Consider the following 14,486-nt stretch of genomic DNA (forward strand, 5'->3'; position numbering starts at 1 on the left):
TGGGACTCCAGGTCTTCTTGGTGACCTTGGTGTCTTGGTGGCCGCCTTAGAAGTCCCCTACTTGCCACTTAATTCATGGACACACTCGACCATGTACTTCGCATGCTCCGGATCAACCGTCGGCAGAATGCCGTGACCGAGGTTGAAGATATGCCCCGGGCGGCCGCCGTTTTCATCCAGAATCCGCTGCACCTCGCGACGGATGTGCTCCTTCGGCGCATACAGCACCGTCGGGTCGAGGTTGCCCTGCACCGCGATGTCGGTACCGAGGATGTCACGGGCGGCACCGAGGTTGACGTGCCAGTCGAGCCCGACCACGTCGGAACCGGCCAGCCTGACCTTGTCAAGCATGGTGCCGGAACCCTTGACGAAATGAATGATCGGCACACTCTTGTCGAGCCCTTCGATCAGCTTCCGGGTGTAGGGCAGAACGTATTTTTCATAATCAAGGGGTGAGACGATGCCGCCCCAGGTGTCGAAGATCTGGATCGCCTGGGCGCCGGCCGCGACCTGTTCGTTGAGATAGAGGCGATCCATCTCGGTGACCTTTTCCATCAACTGGGCGTAGAGTTCGGGAGCGCCGTACATCATCCGCTTGATCTGGGCGAAATCCTTGCTTCCCTTGCCTTCGACCATGTAGCAGGCCAGGGTGAAGGGCGCCCCGCCGAAACCGATCAGCGGCACCCGGCCTTCGAACGCGCGACGCAGGATCCGGATGGTCTCGTAGACATAAGGGACATCCTGCTGCATCTCGGGAATCCGCAGGGCATCGATATCAGCCTGGGTCCGCACCGGGTTCTCGAACACCGGACCGGGAACGAAATCGAGCTTCATGCCCATCGGCTCCACCGGCGTCAGGATGTCAGAGAAGAGAATTGCCGCATCGGCGTCGAGGTAGTCGATCGGCTGAATGGTCACCTCGGCAGCCAGTTCCGGCGTCTTGCAGAGTTCCAGAAAACTGACCTTGGAACGCACCTCGCGGTACTGGGGCAGAAAACGCCCCGCCTGACGCATCATCCAGACGGGAGTATAGTCGGTCTTTTCACCGCGGCATGCTTTAAGGAAGGTATAATCCTGGGACATGGGCTTGTTGCCTCCTGGTAAATTTATGAATTTTGTAGGGGCGCTGCTTGCCGCGCCCTTCTTTTTCATCCGTAAACGGGGCGCGGCAAGCAGCGCCCCGACAATGATTAATCCCGCGGTGCGTTCTCCGCCGTTTCCTTCTCCAGCCGCTCGCGGGTGCGGGCGGGGATATAGTTGCAGAACGGCTCCTCTTCCATGTAGTCGCCATAGACGGCATCGGCCCTGGCGCGGCAACCGCCGCAGGCATTGATGAACTCGCACTCCCCGCACTTGCCCTTGTAGCTGGCGAAATCACGCAGATCCTTGAAGGTTTTGGCATTGAACCAGAGGTCCTTGAAGGGAATCTGTTTGACGTTGCCGACCGAGGAATGGAAATAGGAGCAGGGCTTGAGATTGCCGAAGCAATCGATCAGGCAGATGGTCTGGGCGGCAATGCAGCCCTTGCCGCCGCCGGTCGAAAAGGTCAGGCTGCGACGTTTGAAATCAACCCCTTCGGCCTTGGCCATCTGCGGAACAATCCGGTAGTAATGGGGGGCGCAGGTGGGCCGCATGAGAATCTCGTCCTCATGCTTCTCCTGCTCGTAGTGCCAGGCGAGAATCTCTTCGTAATCTTCGGCTGAGATCAGTTCACTCATGATCTCCTCGCCCCGTCCGGTCGGCACGATCATGAACATGTACCAGGCGGTGGCACCGAGACTCTTGGCCAGCTTGAAGGTATTGCCGATGTCCTGCTGGTTGCGCTTGGTGAAGGAGGAGTTGACCAGGAACTTGATGCCGTTGCGCTTCAGGATCTCGGCACCGCGGATGGTCCCCTCGAAGGCCCCCCTGCAGTTACGGAAGTTATCATGGATCTCGGCGGTCGAACCATCGAGCGAGAGGGAGACCATCTTGATATCGGCCTCCTTCATCTGCCGGCAGACCTCGTCGGTAATCAGCACACCATTGGTGGCCATGCACATGCGCAGCCCCTTCTCGGTGCCGTAACGGGCGATCTCGAAAATATCCTTCCGCAGCAACGGCTCCCCACCGGAAAGAACCATCACCGGCCTGGAAACCTCGCAGATATCATCAATCAGCTTCTTGGCCTCATCCGTATCGAAATCCCCGGCCGCCGCGCTCATGTCGGATGAACAGCGACAGTGCACACAGTTCAGGTTGCAGCGCTGGGTGGTTTCCCAGGCGATCCACTTGGGGATGAATTTTTCTTCCTGAGTACTCATGCAATCTCCTTTGATCGGACTGACACCTGAAATGGCGGCGAAGCAGGGACGGGACAGACCGAAATCCCCGTGCGGCACCTTTCCGGCATGAATTTTGATCATACACCAGCGCCTGTCGGCAGACAAGGATGAAGCGGTCCCAGGCGTTTGGTCAGGGTTTGGGGTTATTGCTTTCTGAACGCGCCGTTGAAGATGACTCAAAAGTGCCCGGATGCAGGGCGCCTTGCGCCCCGGGGAGTGAGGTGCAGCGGCAACTGATCCGCAGCGACAAGGGACGCAGACAACGCAGCAGACGAGTGCTTTTCAGTCGTCGAGGAGACTGGCGGAGCAGGATTGTCAACAGGGCACGGCGGGTGTATGATCGCAAACATTGTTTTGCAGCCGACCGGCCGATAACTTCCGAACTGATTGATACGGAAGCGTTCGTTGCCGATAGAAACCGGACACTTCCACGGTGCCACCGAGCCCTGAGCGATATGAAACCGATTGTCAAATACTGGCTGTTTCTGCTGGCCGTCGTCCTGATCCTGTTCACCATCATCCTCGGCAGTTTTCTCGCCTCCTGGTATCACCTCAGCGGGCAGGAGCAGCATTACTTTGAAAGTCTTTCCGACAAACTGATCCCCTACCCGATCCTCGGCGCGATCATCCTCTGCCTGATTATCGGCGGGCTGGTCAGCCTGCTGTTTCATTTCTACATCATCCCGATTTTGCGACTCGGCGAGGAGACCAAGCTGATCTCCATCGCCAACCCGGAACACCGCATCGAACCGAAAGGGGCCAAGGAAGTTGTTCAACTGGCCCATGTCATCAATGAATCGGCCGAGGCTTACCAAAAGCTGCAGACCGAGGTCAAGGAACAGATCGACAAGGCCCGGGCCGAGCTGCACGCGGAACGCAATCGGCTGGCGGCGCTGATGTCCGAACTGCCCAACGGCGTCCTGGTCTGCAACACCGACGGACTGGTACTGCTCTACAACACCCAGGCGCAGAAACTGCTTCAGCAGCCCGACAAACTGGTCGGACTCGGTCGTTCGGTCTTTGCCGTCCTCGACCGCGAGCCGATCATTCATGGACTGGATGTCCTGCAGAACGCGGTTCGCAATGGCCAGAAAAACCCGACCACCCATTTCGTCATGACTGTGCATGACGGCCTCAGCCTGCGAGTCAACATGGCCCCGGTTTTCGATGAACGCACCGACCAGGTCCGTATTTCCGGCTTTGTGCTGGCCATGGAGGACATGACCGGCCAGCTTTCCGCCGAACTGCAGCGCGACGCCCTGTTCCAGACCCTGACCGAGGCGATGCGCTACTCAACAGGTGAAATTCGCACCGCCATCTCGACCATCCTCAACGCGTCAGACATGTCGCCCGACGAGTTGAACAATCAACGACAGATTATTGACCGGGCCTCCGAGGCGCTGGAAGAACAACTACTCTATGCCAAGGAGGAATATTCCAGGCACCTGATCGCGCCGAGCAAGACCGAGAATATTCTCGCCACTGACCTGCTCGAACTGATTCGCAGACATATGCGAGAACGGCTCCACATGCCGGTCAAAGGCGAAGCGGTTGCCGATCTCTGGCTGCGTACCGGCAGCTACACCGTTCTGCAGGGGATCTCCCAGCTCACCGGGCAGTTGCAGGAGCATCACGACCTGGCCGCCATCGAAATCAGGATCAGGGACTTCAACGAGCAGTTCGCCGCCCTTGAAATCCACTGGTCGGGATGTCATCTCGACATCCGGGAAATCAAACGCTGGCAACGCCGTCCGCTGATCCGCGACGCCCGCGATCGAATGGTCTCGGTCGTGGAAGTTATTGAACGCGCCGGCGGTCGGGTGGAACCGATCCCTGCTGATGCAGAGCTGTGCGAAGGGGTTATGGTCACCCTCTCCAAGGCCGACCCGGAAACCCATTTCGAAAAACAGAACGGCCCCGAACACCGGCCGATCTATTACGAATTCGACCTGTTTCACCAGCCCGGCTGGCAGGAAATGGGACAGATGGAGCTGCGCAAGCTGACCTACGTGGTCTTCGACACCGAAACCACCGGGCTCGCCCCCTCGGAGGGAGACGAGATTATCCAGATCGGCGCCGTGCGCATCGTCAACGGGCGAATTCTCTACGACGAAACCATCGACCAGCTGGTGGATCCCAGGCGTCACCTGCCGCAGACCTCGATTGCCATCCACGGTATCCAGCCGGAGATGCTGCGGGGCCAGCCGACCATCGAAACGGTGCTGCCGCAATTTCATCACTTCTGTGAAGGCTCGGTGCTGGTCGCCCACAACGCCGCCTTTGATATGAAATTCCTGCAGATGAAAGAGGAACTGACCGGCCTCAAATTCGACCACCCGGTCATCGACACCCTGCTCCTCTCCTGGGTCGCCAGCCCCCACCAGGACGACCACAACCTCGACGCCATCGCCAAGCGCTTCGGCATCCCCATCGTCGGCCGCCACACCGCCCTCGGCGACGCGCTGGTCACCGCCGAGGTACTGGTCAAGCTGATCGCCCTGCTCGAATCAAAGGGCATCAACACCCTGGAGGAGGTGTTGATGGCGTCGGCAGCATCCCCCTTCAACAAACTTAAGTTCTGAGGCGGCCGATAAGCATCCGCCTGCAGCGTTTTGCTCCGGCCTCATCGCTGCGGAGCAGCTGCCGCTGCACCTCACTCCTCGGTCGCGAGGCGCCTTGCATCCAGGCACTTTTGAGTCGTCTTCAACAGCGCGTTCAGGTTTATGATAAAAGCCCCGCCGGCAGTTGCCGGCGGGGCTTTTGTGGTTGATATTTCGGAACTGAGTCTGGATTTACTGGTTAACGACTTCTTCGCTTTCCAGATCGAACAACTCGTTGAAAATCTCCTGCACGGTCTCGATGCGGTCGGCCTTCCAGGCGTTGGTGCCGCAGAAGATCAGCCCGGTTTCGACATCGCCGCGCTGGGCGCGGTCGAGGGCGTGAACGATGCAGAAGCGTTCCTGGTTGACCTTGTAGCTGCACTTCTTCAGGCAACCCGAAGGGCAGCGGGTGGCGAGGCGCTTTTCCCGTTCTTCCACCGCCGCGACATTGGCTGTCAAGGCCCGCCCGGGGAGTCCGGCCGGGGACATCAGCAGGCCGATATCTTCCTGGCGGCAGTCGAGATAGGCCTGTTTGAAAGCCGGGTCGGCATCACACTCCTCGGTGGTGACGAAACGGGTGCCCATCTGCACCCCGTCGGCACCCTGCTCCATAGCCCGGAGAAAATCGTTGCGGTCCCAGACGCCACCGGCGGTGATCACCGGCACATCGGCCCCGTAACGGGAAAGAAACAGCTCCTTGACACCGCGCACCGTGGCCATCTGATCATAGCTGCCGTTGCCGATATCCTCCGGCTTGGCGCCGAGATGACCACCGGCGGTATCCGGATCCTCGACGATCACCGCATCGGGCAACCGGTCGTAACCCTTGAGCCACTTACGCACGATCAGGTCGGCCGCCTTGACCGAGGAGACAATCGGCACCAGGGCGACGTCCGGGTAATCGGCCGTCAGTCCCGGCAGGTTGAGCGGCAACCCGGCGCCACTGACAATGACTTTCGCGCCCGCTTCGCAGGAGGCTTGAATCAACGCGTCATAATCGCTGACGGCGACCATGCAGTTGACCCCGACAACCCCGTCCGGGGCAATCTCGTAGGCTTTGCGAATCTCTTCCTTGAGGGCCAACGTGTCGGCGGCCAGGTAGTTGCTGCCGTCATAGAACCGGCTGTTCAGGGCAATCCCGGCCGAGGCGATCAGACCGACTCCGCCACAACGCGCCACGTGGCCGGCCAGGCAGGCGCCGGAAATACGCACCCCCATACCCCCCTGGATCAGGGGAAACGGAACCTGGTGTTTTCCGATGGTCAAAGCTGGCAACATGAGACTCTCCTTGGTTGAATCGCGTGAAATCGGTGATTGATCTTACTTTTCAAGATAAAAGTTAGCAAAATTCACCAACCTCTTCTGTCAAAGTTCTGTAAAACTTGTCGGAAAACCGGGAGGATGCTATATCCAACAGTATGAAACTCTTCCAGAAACTGGTTAATCCCATCTTCACCTTCATCGGCCTGCAACTGGTCTGGATCGTGCTGCTGGTCGGCTGGATTTACTGGTTCATGGGCAAGCACCGGCAGGTGCGGGCACTGGCGGAAAAATACAGCACCGAACTGCCGGCCGGAGGACTGGACTGGATGATCCTGGTAGAGGGCATCCTGCTGCTGGTGGCCATCCTGGCCGGCGTCTATGTCATCTTCATCTACTGGCGCCGGCAGATCAGCCTCAACCGCGCACAGCGCAATTTCATCTCCCAGGTCACTCACGAACTCAAATCCCCCCTCGCCTCGCTGCGCCTGCACCTGGAAACCATCCGCCGGCGCCAACCGGACCCGGATCAACTGGCGTCCTTTGTCGACACCATGCTCGCCGACACTCAGCGGCTCGACACCCTGACCAGCAACCTGCTGACCGTCAACCGGCTCGAACACAAGGGTCTCAAACTGACCCTTAAACCGGGTAACCTTTCAGCCCTGATGAAAAATTATTTCAAGGATCTCCAGTTTTCCCTGCCGCGGGCGGGAAAAATGCGGCTCGACATTCCCCCTGGACTGTGGACGCGCATGGATCCCGAATCGCTGGAAACGGTTTTTCGCAACCTGCTTGAAAACGCCCTGCTCTACTCGGAAGACGCGCCACAGATCAGCGTTTCACTGCAGCGGGAAAAAAAACAGCTGCATATCCGCTTCAGCGACCGCGGGCGCGGCCTGGACGCAAGAGACCTGAAAAAGGTCTTCAAGATGTTCTATCGGGTGCGGGGAACCGGAAAAACCATTCGCGGATCGGGACTGGGCCTGTTCATCGTCAGGGTCATCATCCGCCTGCACAAGGGCAGGGTCTGGCTGGAAAGCGCCGGCAAGGGGCAGGGGACAACGGTCCATATTCTGCTGCCGGCCTGGCAGGGACCGATCGTGGAGGAAGGTGAATGAACCGTCCCTGTATCCTGGTGATCGAAGATGAACAGCATATCGCCGGCGGCCTGGTCTTCAATCTTGAAGCCGAGGGCTACCGGGTGCTGCTGGCGGAAAGCGGTGAGGCCGGGCTGGAACTGCTGCAGCAGGAAAAAATCGACCTGCTGGTCCTCGACCTGATGCTGCCCGGCATCTCCGGCTACGAAGTCTGTCGCCGGCTGCGTGAAAAGCTGCCGCGCCTGCCGGTGCTGATTCTCTCCGCCCGATCCGAGGAACGTGACCGGATCAAGGGACTGAAGCTCGGCGCTGATGACTACCTGACCAAACCCTTCTCCCTGGACGAGTTTCTGCTCAGGGTCGGGGGGATGCTGAAACGCTCCGAGTGGTACCGACCGGACACGACCGGCGAGATCATCTTCGGCAACAACCGGGTCGATCTGTCTGAAGGCCTGGCGGACGGGAGGAGGGGAGAAATTCGCCTGACAGAGCAGGAAATCCGCCTGCTGCAGGTTTTCTTCGAACATGAGGGAGAAATCCTGTCACGCGGCGAACTGCTGCAACGAGCCTGGGGCATGGACCCCGCCACCGAGACCCGCACCCTCGACAACTTCGTCGCCCGACTGCGCAAGTACTTCGAATCCGACCCGGCCGAGCCGCGGCACTTTCTCACCGTGCGCGGACGGGGCTACCGGTTTGTGCCGAACCCGACCGGCGAGCAGGAAAGCTGAGCTACTTCTCCTCGCCCTGCGCCACCCGGCGCAGGGTATCCTCGCCGACCTCGTCGAGCAGCTTGCCGAGCCGGCACTTGCGATCCTGGTGCCGAAACCACTCGACCAACCGGTCAATCATCACCAGCGCCTCTTCGCTGGTCGGAACATGCTGAAACAGGCGCAGGGAAAGTCGCGGCAGGCCGCCGCCGTTGCCGCCGACCATCAGGTTCCAGCCCTTCAGGGTGCCGATCAGGCCGATATCCTTGAGGCAGACCTCGGCGCAGTCGTTGGCACAGCCGGAAACTCCCATCTTGAACTTCCACGGCAGCTGCATACCATGGTAGCGGCGATCGACCTCAAGACCGACCCTGAGCGAATCCTGCTGGCCGCGCTTGCACCAGTCGGTACCGGGACAGACCTTGATCGAACGGACACAGAGACCGAGCGGCGCTCCCGGCTGAATGCCGAGATCCCGCCAGACGGCATCAAGCTGTTCTTCCTCAAGACCAAGCAGGGCGATGCGCTGGGCGCTGGTCAGCTTGATCTGGCTGACCTCGAACCGTTCCGCCACATCGGCGATTTTGCGCAAGACATCGGGGGTAACGATACCCGCCGGGGTGTGCGGCGCCACGCCATAGGTCTGCCGGTCACGCTGTACAATAGCTCCCCTGGCCGGGAGATCCTTTTTGGGCACTTCTTCACTCATGCAACAAACCTCGTAACAACAAAAAGAAGGCGGTCAACGCGAAAAAAAGAAAAAATTAAAACCCTTTGGGCCGCCAAGCTCCCAAGGGCGCCAAGAAATTCAAAAGCTTTCAACGCTGAGACCAGAGGCGGAGAGAAAAACAAACCCCCTTGCTTGGGTTCAAACCCATAAGCCAGATTTGATTTTCTTTGCGCCTCTCCCTCTCTGCGTCTCTCCGTTAAAAGGGTTCTCTTGGCGTTCTTGGTATCTTGGCGGCATTCTTTCAGCCCCTCTCAGCGGCGCGTTTTCCAGTGAAAAACCAGCTTGCCGCCATAATGACCGAGCAGCACCGCACAGGCCATCATCACCGCCAGGCAGAACAGGTAAAGAAACGCCGCCACGCCCCCCCCGGCCGGCAATTCGGGGTGGGCAAAATGCAGAAACAGAGCACCGCAACCGGCCACGAACAGGACGGCCGCCAGGATGATTTTTTTCAAAAAGATGGGAGCCTTTTCACCGCCGTAACGGGTTTTCCAGTCATAAATGCCCGAAGCCAGCGAAACCGGCACCGTCAGCACTGTCAGCAGGAGCAGCCAGAAGACAGCCTCGGCCAACGCCGGCCGTGCCGTGACCCAGAACAGCAGTAGAAAAACCCACAGCGCCGGCACCAGTCCATTGGGAAAATGAGCCATCACCGCGTGCAGGCGGAAAGTATGCCAGAGATCATGGATCAGGTTCGCCGGTTGCGCCTCCAGCGGAATGAACTGGTCCCGGCCGGCACCACAGACCGGGCAGATCTCCGGCAGCTCCGAACCTTCATGGATATAACCGCAGACGATGCACTTCCATTGTTGCTTGGCCATTGACAGATACCTTCATCGGGGATCGATTTTCCCGGCAGAGAGCAAACGGGCACGGAGAACGGTCTTTCAAGATGTTAACGGAGACAATCCTGCCAGGCAAGCGCCATCACCGTGAAAAGCTTGCAAGCAACGGGCAAATGCCTATAACCTGAAGCAGTGAGCTCGTCACCGGCGAATAGCACAAGTCATTGCTCTGTCTGCGCTTTGCAACAATCACCAGCGAACCTGTGGGTGCGCCTCAGATTCTTGAAAAGCCCATTCAGACCAAGCACTTGCACTCTTCATCCGGCACAAACCCACTGATTCAGGTATAATCAAGGCACCTGTGCGCATCATCCTAAATGAGTCTATTCAAGGAGAGAGACAATGAAAGCAGTTTTGATGGACGGCTTCGGCGGGGTCGAAGTCCTGAAAGTCGGAGAAGCCGAGAAACCGGCGCCGAAAGCGGATCAGGTACTGATCAGAGTGGTGGCCAGTTCCATCAGCCGCCCCGACCTGGTACAGCGTGAAGGCAAGTACCCGCCGCCGCCGGGAGATTCGGACATTCTCGGACTCGAAGTGGCCGGCACTATTGAGGAGCTCGGCAGCGATGTCAAGGGCTGGAAGGTCGGCGACCGGGTCATGTCACTGGTCGGCGGTGGCGGCTATGCCGAGTACGCGGTCGCCTATGGTTGCCACCTGATGCCGATCCCCGAAAACATGAGCTTCGAGGAGGCGGCCTGTGTCTGTGAATCCTACATCACCGCGTTTCACAACGTCTTCGTTCTCGGCCGCCTGGCCGACGGCGAAACCGCCATCTTCCATGGCGGTGGCGGCGGGGTCAACACCGCGGCGGTCCAGTTGGCCAGGGCCCTGACCCCGAACAGCAAACTGATCGTCACCACCCACCCCGACAAGGAAGCCCGCGTCAGGGAACTCGGTGTCGACCTGTGCATCGACTTCACCACCACCCCCGACTTTTCCGGCCTGGTCAAGGAATGGACCCTGGCCAACACCGGCAAAAAGGGAGTCGGCATGATCCTCGACCATGTCGGTGCCAAGTACCTCAAGCCGAACATGGATTCGCTCGACTACGCCGGCCGCCTGGTGATCATCGGCATCATCAGCGGCATCAAGGCGGAGCTGAACCTGGCGCTGATGATGGTCAAACGTCAGGAAATCATCGGCTCGGTGCTGCGCTCCCGCCCGGTGCCGGAAAAAGGAGAAATCGTGCGCCTGTTCACCGAACGCGCCCTGCCCGCTTTCGCCGAACGCAAAGTGGTGCCGATCATCGAGCAGGTCTTCCCCATCGAGCAGATCCGGGACGCCCACCGGATGATGGAAGAAGACAGGCACTTCGGCAAGATCGTGCTGAAAATCAGTTGACTCCCGGGGTCTGCCTCCGGCACATAACACAAGAACCGGCAACGGATTATTCCGTTGCCGGTCCTCTTCATGGCCGCCCTGGGGGGATTGTGCAAAAGGCAGCCTGAAACCGGTCCCGACAGACCGTCAACATCATCCCTTTTTCAAATCCATACCACCTCGACGAGACGGAACCAGATCATTCGGATCTGCGCCGCCGTGCCAGCACCAGGCTGGAAAGGCCCGCGCCGAGCAGAAAGAGGGTTCCCGGTTCGGGCACCGGCGGCGGGCCGTCATCACCGCCGCCGAGATATTGCTGGATCTCACCGCCGCCGAGCTCATAGAGATAGGTACCGTTGCCGGCCCAGAAATGGTTCAGGGCGCCGAAGCCCATGCCCTCGACATCCTTGCCCGACGTCCCGAGAATTTCATCATAGGCAAACCTGTTCCACTCGTTCCAACCGGTCTCGGTTGCCTCCGTATCGGGATTGTCGCCCATTCCCCACTGGGCAATGTAGTTGGAGGTCATGTCGGAAACGAACAGATATCCGTTGACGAATTCCAGGCCGTCACCGTGAGAGCCAGCCATGTTGGCCCAGGTGAACTGGTAGGTCCAGTCAGAGTCGCCGGGGGTGAGGCTGTAGACCTCGCGATCTTCATTTCCCACCCACCATTTTCCGCCACCGTAGGAGAGGAGGGAAAAGTTGCCCCACCCCGTGCCGGTGATGGCACCACCGGCCGTGGGCGTACTCGCTACGGTTTCGACATAATTGCCGGTCGCCTTGTCGAATTTGACAACCTCGTTGCGGTAGCCGGCAGCCGTCACATTCTGCTTGTATCCCAGTGTATACAGATAGCTGTCGTCGACATACATCTCGCCGACACTGCTGCTGTTCAGGGAACCGTCGTAACCGGAAAGGCTGATTGCGACCGGAGAGGAGAAGCTCCGGGGCTGGTAGTTGGGATTCAGGGTTGTCCCATCCGCCAGGTAATAGGGTTCATCCGCCTTGGCTGTATCCGCGATCGAGACACTGGTCCGGTAAACACTTGGCCCGCCCCCGTAATAGATTTCGTTGCCGTAGGTTGCGACATCATATACGGAATACGCGGGAACTCCCGTGAAAACAGAAAATTCATAATACCCCACCGCCAGTGCCGACGAAGCCGTCAGAATCATGCCCAGGGCCCACAAAAAACATATTTTCTTCATCGTCCTCTCCTCTTAGGTGCACGACAATCGTGATTGGCAGATGGCCGGTCAACATCGGCCAGACAAACGGTCCATGCTTCCCGGAACATCAAGTTCGATGCCAAAAAGATTTTCATGTATTTTCAGCATGTTGAAAGACTGGAGGAGGGCCGGCAAGAAACTCTGTCAAAAAAACCGACGACAACCGGCCGTAAACCGGTCACCTCCTGAAAACCATTTTATTTCAGCAGCTTCAACGACAGTCAGAAAAACAACGGCGTTTCACGCAACAATAAACATTGGTAGGTTGTAAAAAAAATCGACCCTGAATGCTGAAAAGAAAACTGAACAATTATGCTATCCTTCCGACCACGATGAGAGCGTCAGATCAGGGTGAAGCCACCGTGAACATCAATAACCTGTTCCCATGTCGACCGGGCCCACATCATTCTCGGGGGGGCTGCGCATGCGGCGCCTGATTGTCAACGCCGATGATTTCGGCGCCGGCAGTGCCACCGACCGGGGCATCCTGCAGGCCTTCCGTCGGGGCATCGTCACCAGCGCCTCGCTGCTGGCCAACGCCCCGCACACCAGCGGGGCGGCCATCATGGCCGAGGATGCCGGGCTGCCCGTCGGCGTCCACCTCAACCTGGCTGACGGATACCCGTTGACCGGCCCCATCCCCGGACTGAGCACCGGCAACGGCCGTTTCCCGGGGAAAAAACAATTGCGGCGGATACTGATCAGCGGCCCTCCCGAACCGGATGCCGTCCGCCGGGAGTTGGCCGCCCAGATCGAACGAATCATGGAACTGGGACTGACCCCGGACCACATCGATACCCATCAGCACTTTTTCCTCTTTCCATCGATGACCGGGCTGGTTCTTGATCTGGCCGGCGAGTACGATATCCGGGCGCTGCGTATGCCGCTGCCGGCAGAGGACCCGGCAGACGACCCCGAGGGGGCGTTGGGAGAGGAATTGGCACTCTACCGGCGGCTCGCACCCGCGCTCCGGAAGCCACTTGAACAACGATCCATCCGAACGCCGCGGGGGTTGTTCGGCATGCCCCGGCTCAACCGGTTCGACCGCCCGGCCCTGGAACAGATCATCCGGCAGTTGCCGCCGGGCAACTGGGAATTGATGGTCCACCCCGGCCATGTCGATCGGGAGAATCCCTTCGGCGGCCCGCCGCGCGAAGTTGAACTGCAGGCTCTGCTGGGCCCTCATCTCGACGACCTGATTGCCCAACACGGAATCCGCCTGATCGATTTTGGAGCCTTACAGTGAAGCTGTTGATCGTCATCCCCCGCCAGTCCCGGACCACCGGCAACCATGTCACCGCCTCCCGCTTCGCCGGCCGACTGCGACAACTGGGCTGGGACATCCGGCGGGTGGAAACCGACCCGCAGGATCCCACTCCCATTGTCGCCGAACTCAGGCAACAGCGGCCGAATCTCGCCCTGCTGCTGCATGCCTGGCGCAGCGGCCGGCCCTGGCTGCAGGTTCCGGCCGTCGACCGGGTCCCGTTCGCCGTGCTGATGACCGGCACCGATATCAACCGCGACCTTGACATCCCGGACCGGGCCGCGATCATCCGACAGGTTCACCAACAGGCGGCAACCGTCATCGTGCAGAACCGGATCGCCTTTGAGCAACTGCATAAGAAAGACCTTCCCTGGCTCGACAAACTGCGACTGTTGCCACCGGGCATCGAACTGGGCGCGGACGATTTTCCCCTGCGGGAGCGACTGCAGCTCGGCAGCAAAGATCTGCTGCTGCTTCACCCGGCCAGCATCAGGCCGGTCAAGGGCAACCTGGAACTGTTGCGGATGAGTGCCGCTATCTTCCGGAGCGGAAGACCGGTCTGCCTCGCTTTCTGCGGTCCCATCCTCGACCACAGCTACGGCGCGGCCTTCATCGCCGCGCTCAAGGACCATCCCCGGGCCCGCTACCTGGGCGAAATTCCCTGCGCCGCCATGCCTTCCGCGATGCGCCAGGCCGACCTGGTTCTCAACAATTCGGTTTCTGAAGGGGTTGCCAACGCCCTGGTTGAGGCAGCCACTATCGGCCGGCCGATTCTCGCCCGGGATATCCCCGGCAATCGGGCGGTGGTCCGCCCCGGGCACAACGGCCTGCTCTATACCGACGATGACGAATTTCAACGCCTGGCCCTGAAGCTGCTGGACGATGCTGAACTGCGCCGGATCCTCAGCCGCCCGGACCCGCACAGCTATGCCGCCGAAACCGAAGGTCGGCAGCTGGCTGCCATTCTCGCCGCCATCATGGCCGGCAGCGCCATTCCGGGCGACCGGACCGGGGACGGAGACACGCCGGCAAAACCATGCTAGGAGGCTGTTGATGAAATGGTCTCCCCCCACTACCTAAATCGGCGTCAAGGCGCCATGAT

12 protein-coding genes are annotated in these 14,486 nt (G+C 59.5%); 6 read left to right on the forward strand and 6 right to left on the reverse strand.

Translation table 11 applies throughout. The annotated features are described in order from the left end of the window. Positions 1-57 precede the first annotated feature (57 nt). Together hemE and B5V00_RS09405 are read right to left on the reverse strand one after the other, a co-directional pair. Positions 58-1,083 carry a uroporphyrinogen decarboxylase gene (hemE, locus tag B5V00_RS09400; protein WP_085010526.1) on the reverse strand — a complete coding sequence of 342 codons (1,026 nt, stop codon included), beginning with the start codon at positions 1,081-1,083 and terminating at the stop codon, positions 58-60. Between the two features lie 107 nt (positions 1,084-1,190). Further along, positions 1,191-2,303: a radical SAM/SPASM domain-containing protein gene (locus tag B5V00_RS09405; RefSeq protein ID WP_085010544.1), complete on the reverse strand. Its 1,113-nt coding sequence runs from the start codon at positions 2,301-2,303 to the stop codon at positions 1,191-1,193. Positions 2,304-2,779: 476 nt separating this feature from the next. Between B5V00_RS09405 and B5V00_RS09410 the strand changes: the two genes are divergently transcribed. After that, positions 2,780-4,906, forward strand: coding sequence for a 3'-5' exonuclease (locus B5V00_RS09410; RefSeq protein WP_172399692.1), 2,127 nt, complete (start codon positions 2,780-2,782; stop codon positions 4,904-4,906). Between the two features lie 210 nt (positions 4,907-5,116). Here B5V00_RS09410 and B5V00_RS09415 read toward each other — a convergent pair whose 3' ends face one another. After that, on the reverse strand, positions 5,117-6,202 hold the full coding sequence (locus B5V00_RS09415) for an NAD(P)H-dependent flavin oxidoreductase (protein ID WP_085010528.1): 1,086 nt from the start codon (positions 6,200-6,202) through the stop codon (positions 5,117-5,119). A 140-nt stretch (positions 6,203-6,342) separates the two neighbouring features. Between B5V00_RS09415 and B5V00_RS09420 the strand changes: the two genes are divergently transcribed. Both B5V00_RS09420 and B5V00_RS09425 read left to right on the forward strand, forming a co-directional pair. Then, positions 6,343-7,305 (forward strand): sensor histidine kinase, encoded by a 963-nt coding sequence (locus B5V00_RS09420; protein ID WP_085010529.1) that lies wholly within the window; start codon positions 6,343-6,345, stop codon positions 7,303-7,305. Beyond that, positions 7,302-8,015, forward strand: a complete 714-nt coding sequence (locus B5V00_RS09425; protein WP_085010530.1) for a response regulator transcription factor — start codon at positions 7,302-7,304, stop codon at positions 8,013-8,015. Before B5V00_RS09420 ends, B5V00_RS09425 begins: the two co-directional genes overlap by 4 nt. A gap of 1 nt (position 8,016) precedes the next feature. Here B5V00_RS09425 and B5V00_RS09430 read toward each other — a convergent pair whose 3' ends face one another. Together B5V00_RS09430 and B5V00_RS17435 are read right to left on the reverse strand one after the other, a co-directional pair. Continuing rightward, complete coding sequence (locus B5V00_RS09430; protein ID WP_085010531.1) at positions 8,017-8,703, reverse strand: nitrite/sulfite reductase domain-containing protein; 687 nt, start codon at positions 8,701-8,703, stop codon at positions 8,017-8,019. A gap of 272 nt (positions 8,704-8,975) precedes the next feature. Further along, positions 8,976-9,545 carry a rubredoxin-like domain-containing protein gene (locus tag B5V00_RS17435; RefSeq protein WP_085010532.1) on the reverse strand — a complete coding sequence of 190 codons (570 nt, stop codon included), beginning with the start codon at positions 9,543-9,545 and terminating at the stop codon, positions 8,976-8,978. Between the two features lie 366 nt (positions 9,546-9,911). Between B5V00_RS17435 and B5V00_RS09440 the strand changes: the two genes are divergently transcribed. Then, positions 9,912-10,910 (forward strand): NAD(P)H-quinone oxidoreductase, encoded by a 999-nt coding sequence (locus tag B5V00_RS09440; RefSeq protein ID WP_085010533.1) that lies wholly within the window; start codon positions 9,912-9,914, stop codon positions 10,908-10,910. Positions 10,911-11,088: 178 nt separating this feature from the next. Here the strand turns inward: B5V00_RS09440 and B5V00_RS09445 are convergent, their stop codons facing one another. Continuing rightward, the gene (locus B5V00_RS09445) at positions 11,089-12,099 is read right to left on the reverse strand and encodes a PEP-CTERM sorting domain-containing protein (protein ID WP_085010534.1); all 1,011 of its coding nucleotides are present in this window, start codon (positions 12,097-12,099) and stop codon (positions 11,089-11,091) included. Positions 12,100-12,544: 445 nt separating this feature from the next. On the opposite strand from B5V00_RS09445, the gene B5V00_RS09450 reads away from it, so the two are divergent. Together B5V00_RS09450 and B5V00_RS09455 are read left to right on the forward strand one after the other, a co-directional pair. Then, on the forward strand, positions 12,545-13,366 hold the full coding sequence (locus tag B5V00_RS09450; protein WP_172399693.1) for a carbohydrate deacetylase: 822 nt from the start codon (positions 12,545-12,547) through the stop codon (positions 13,364-13,366). After that, on the forward strand, positions 13,363-14,427 hold the full coding sequence (locus B5V00_RS09455) for a GPMC system family 4 glycosyltransferase (protein ID WP_085010536.1): 1,065 nt from the start codon (positions 13,363-13,365) through the stop codon (positions 14,425-14,427). Before B5V00_RS09450 ends, B5V00_RS09455 begins: the two co-directional genes overlap by 4 nt. The last annotated feature ends 59 nt before the right edge of the window (positions 14,428-14,486 follow it).

The sequence above is a fragment of the Geothermobacter hydrogeniphilus genome, assembly GCF_002093115.1.
GTDB lineage: Bacteria > Desulfobacterota > Desulfuromonadia > Desulfuromonadales > Geothermobacteraceae > Geothermobacter_A > Geothermobacter_A hydrogeniphilus.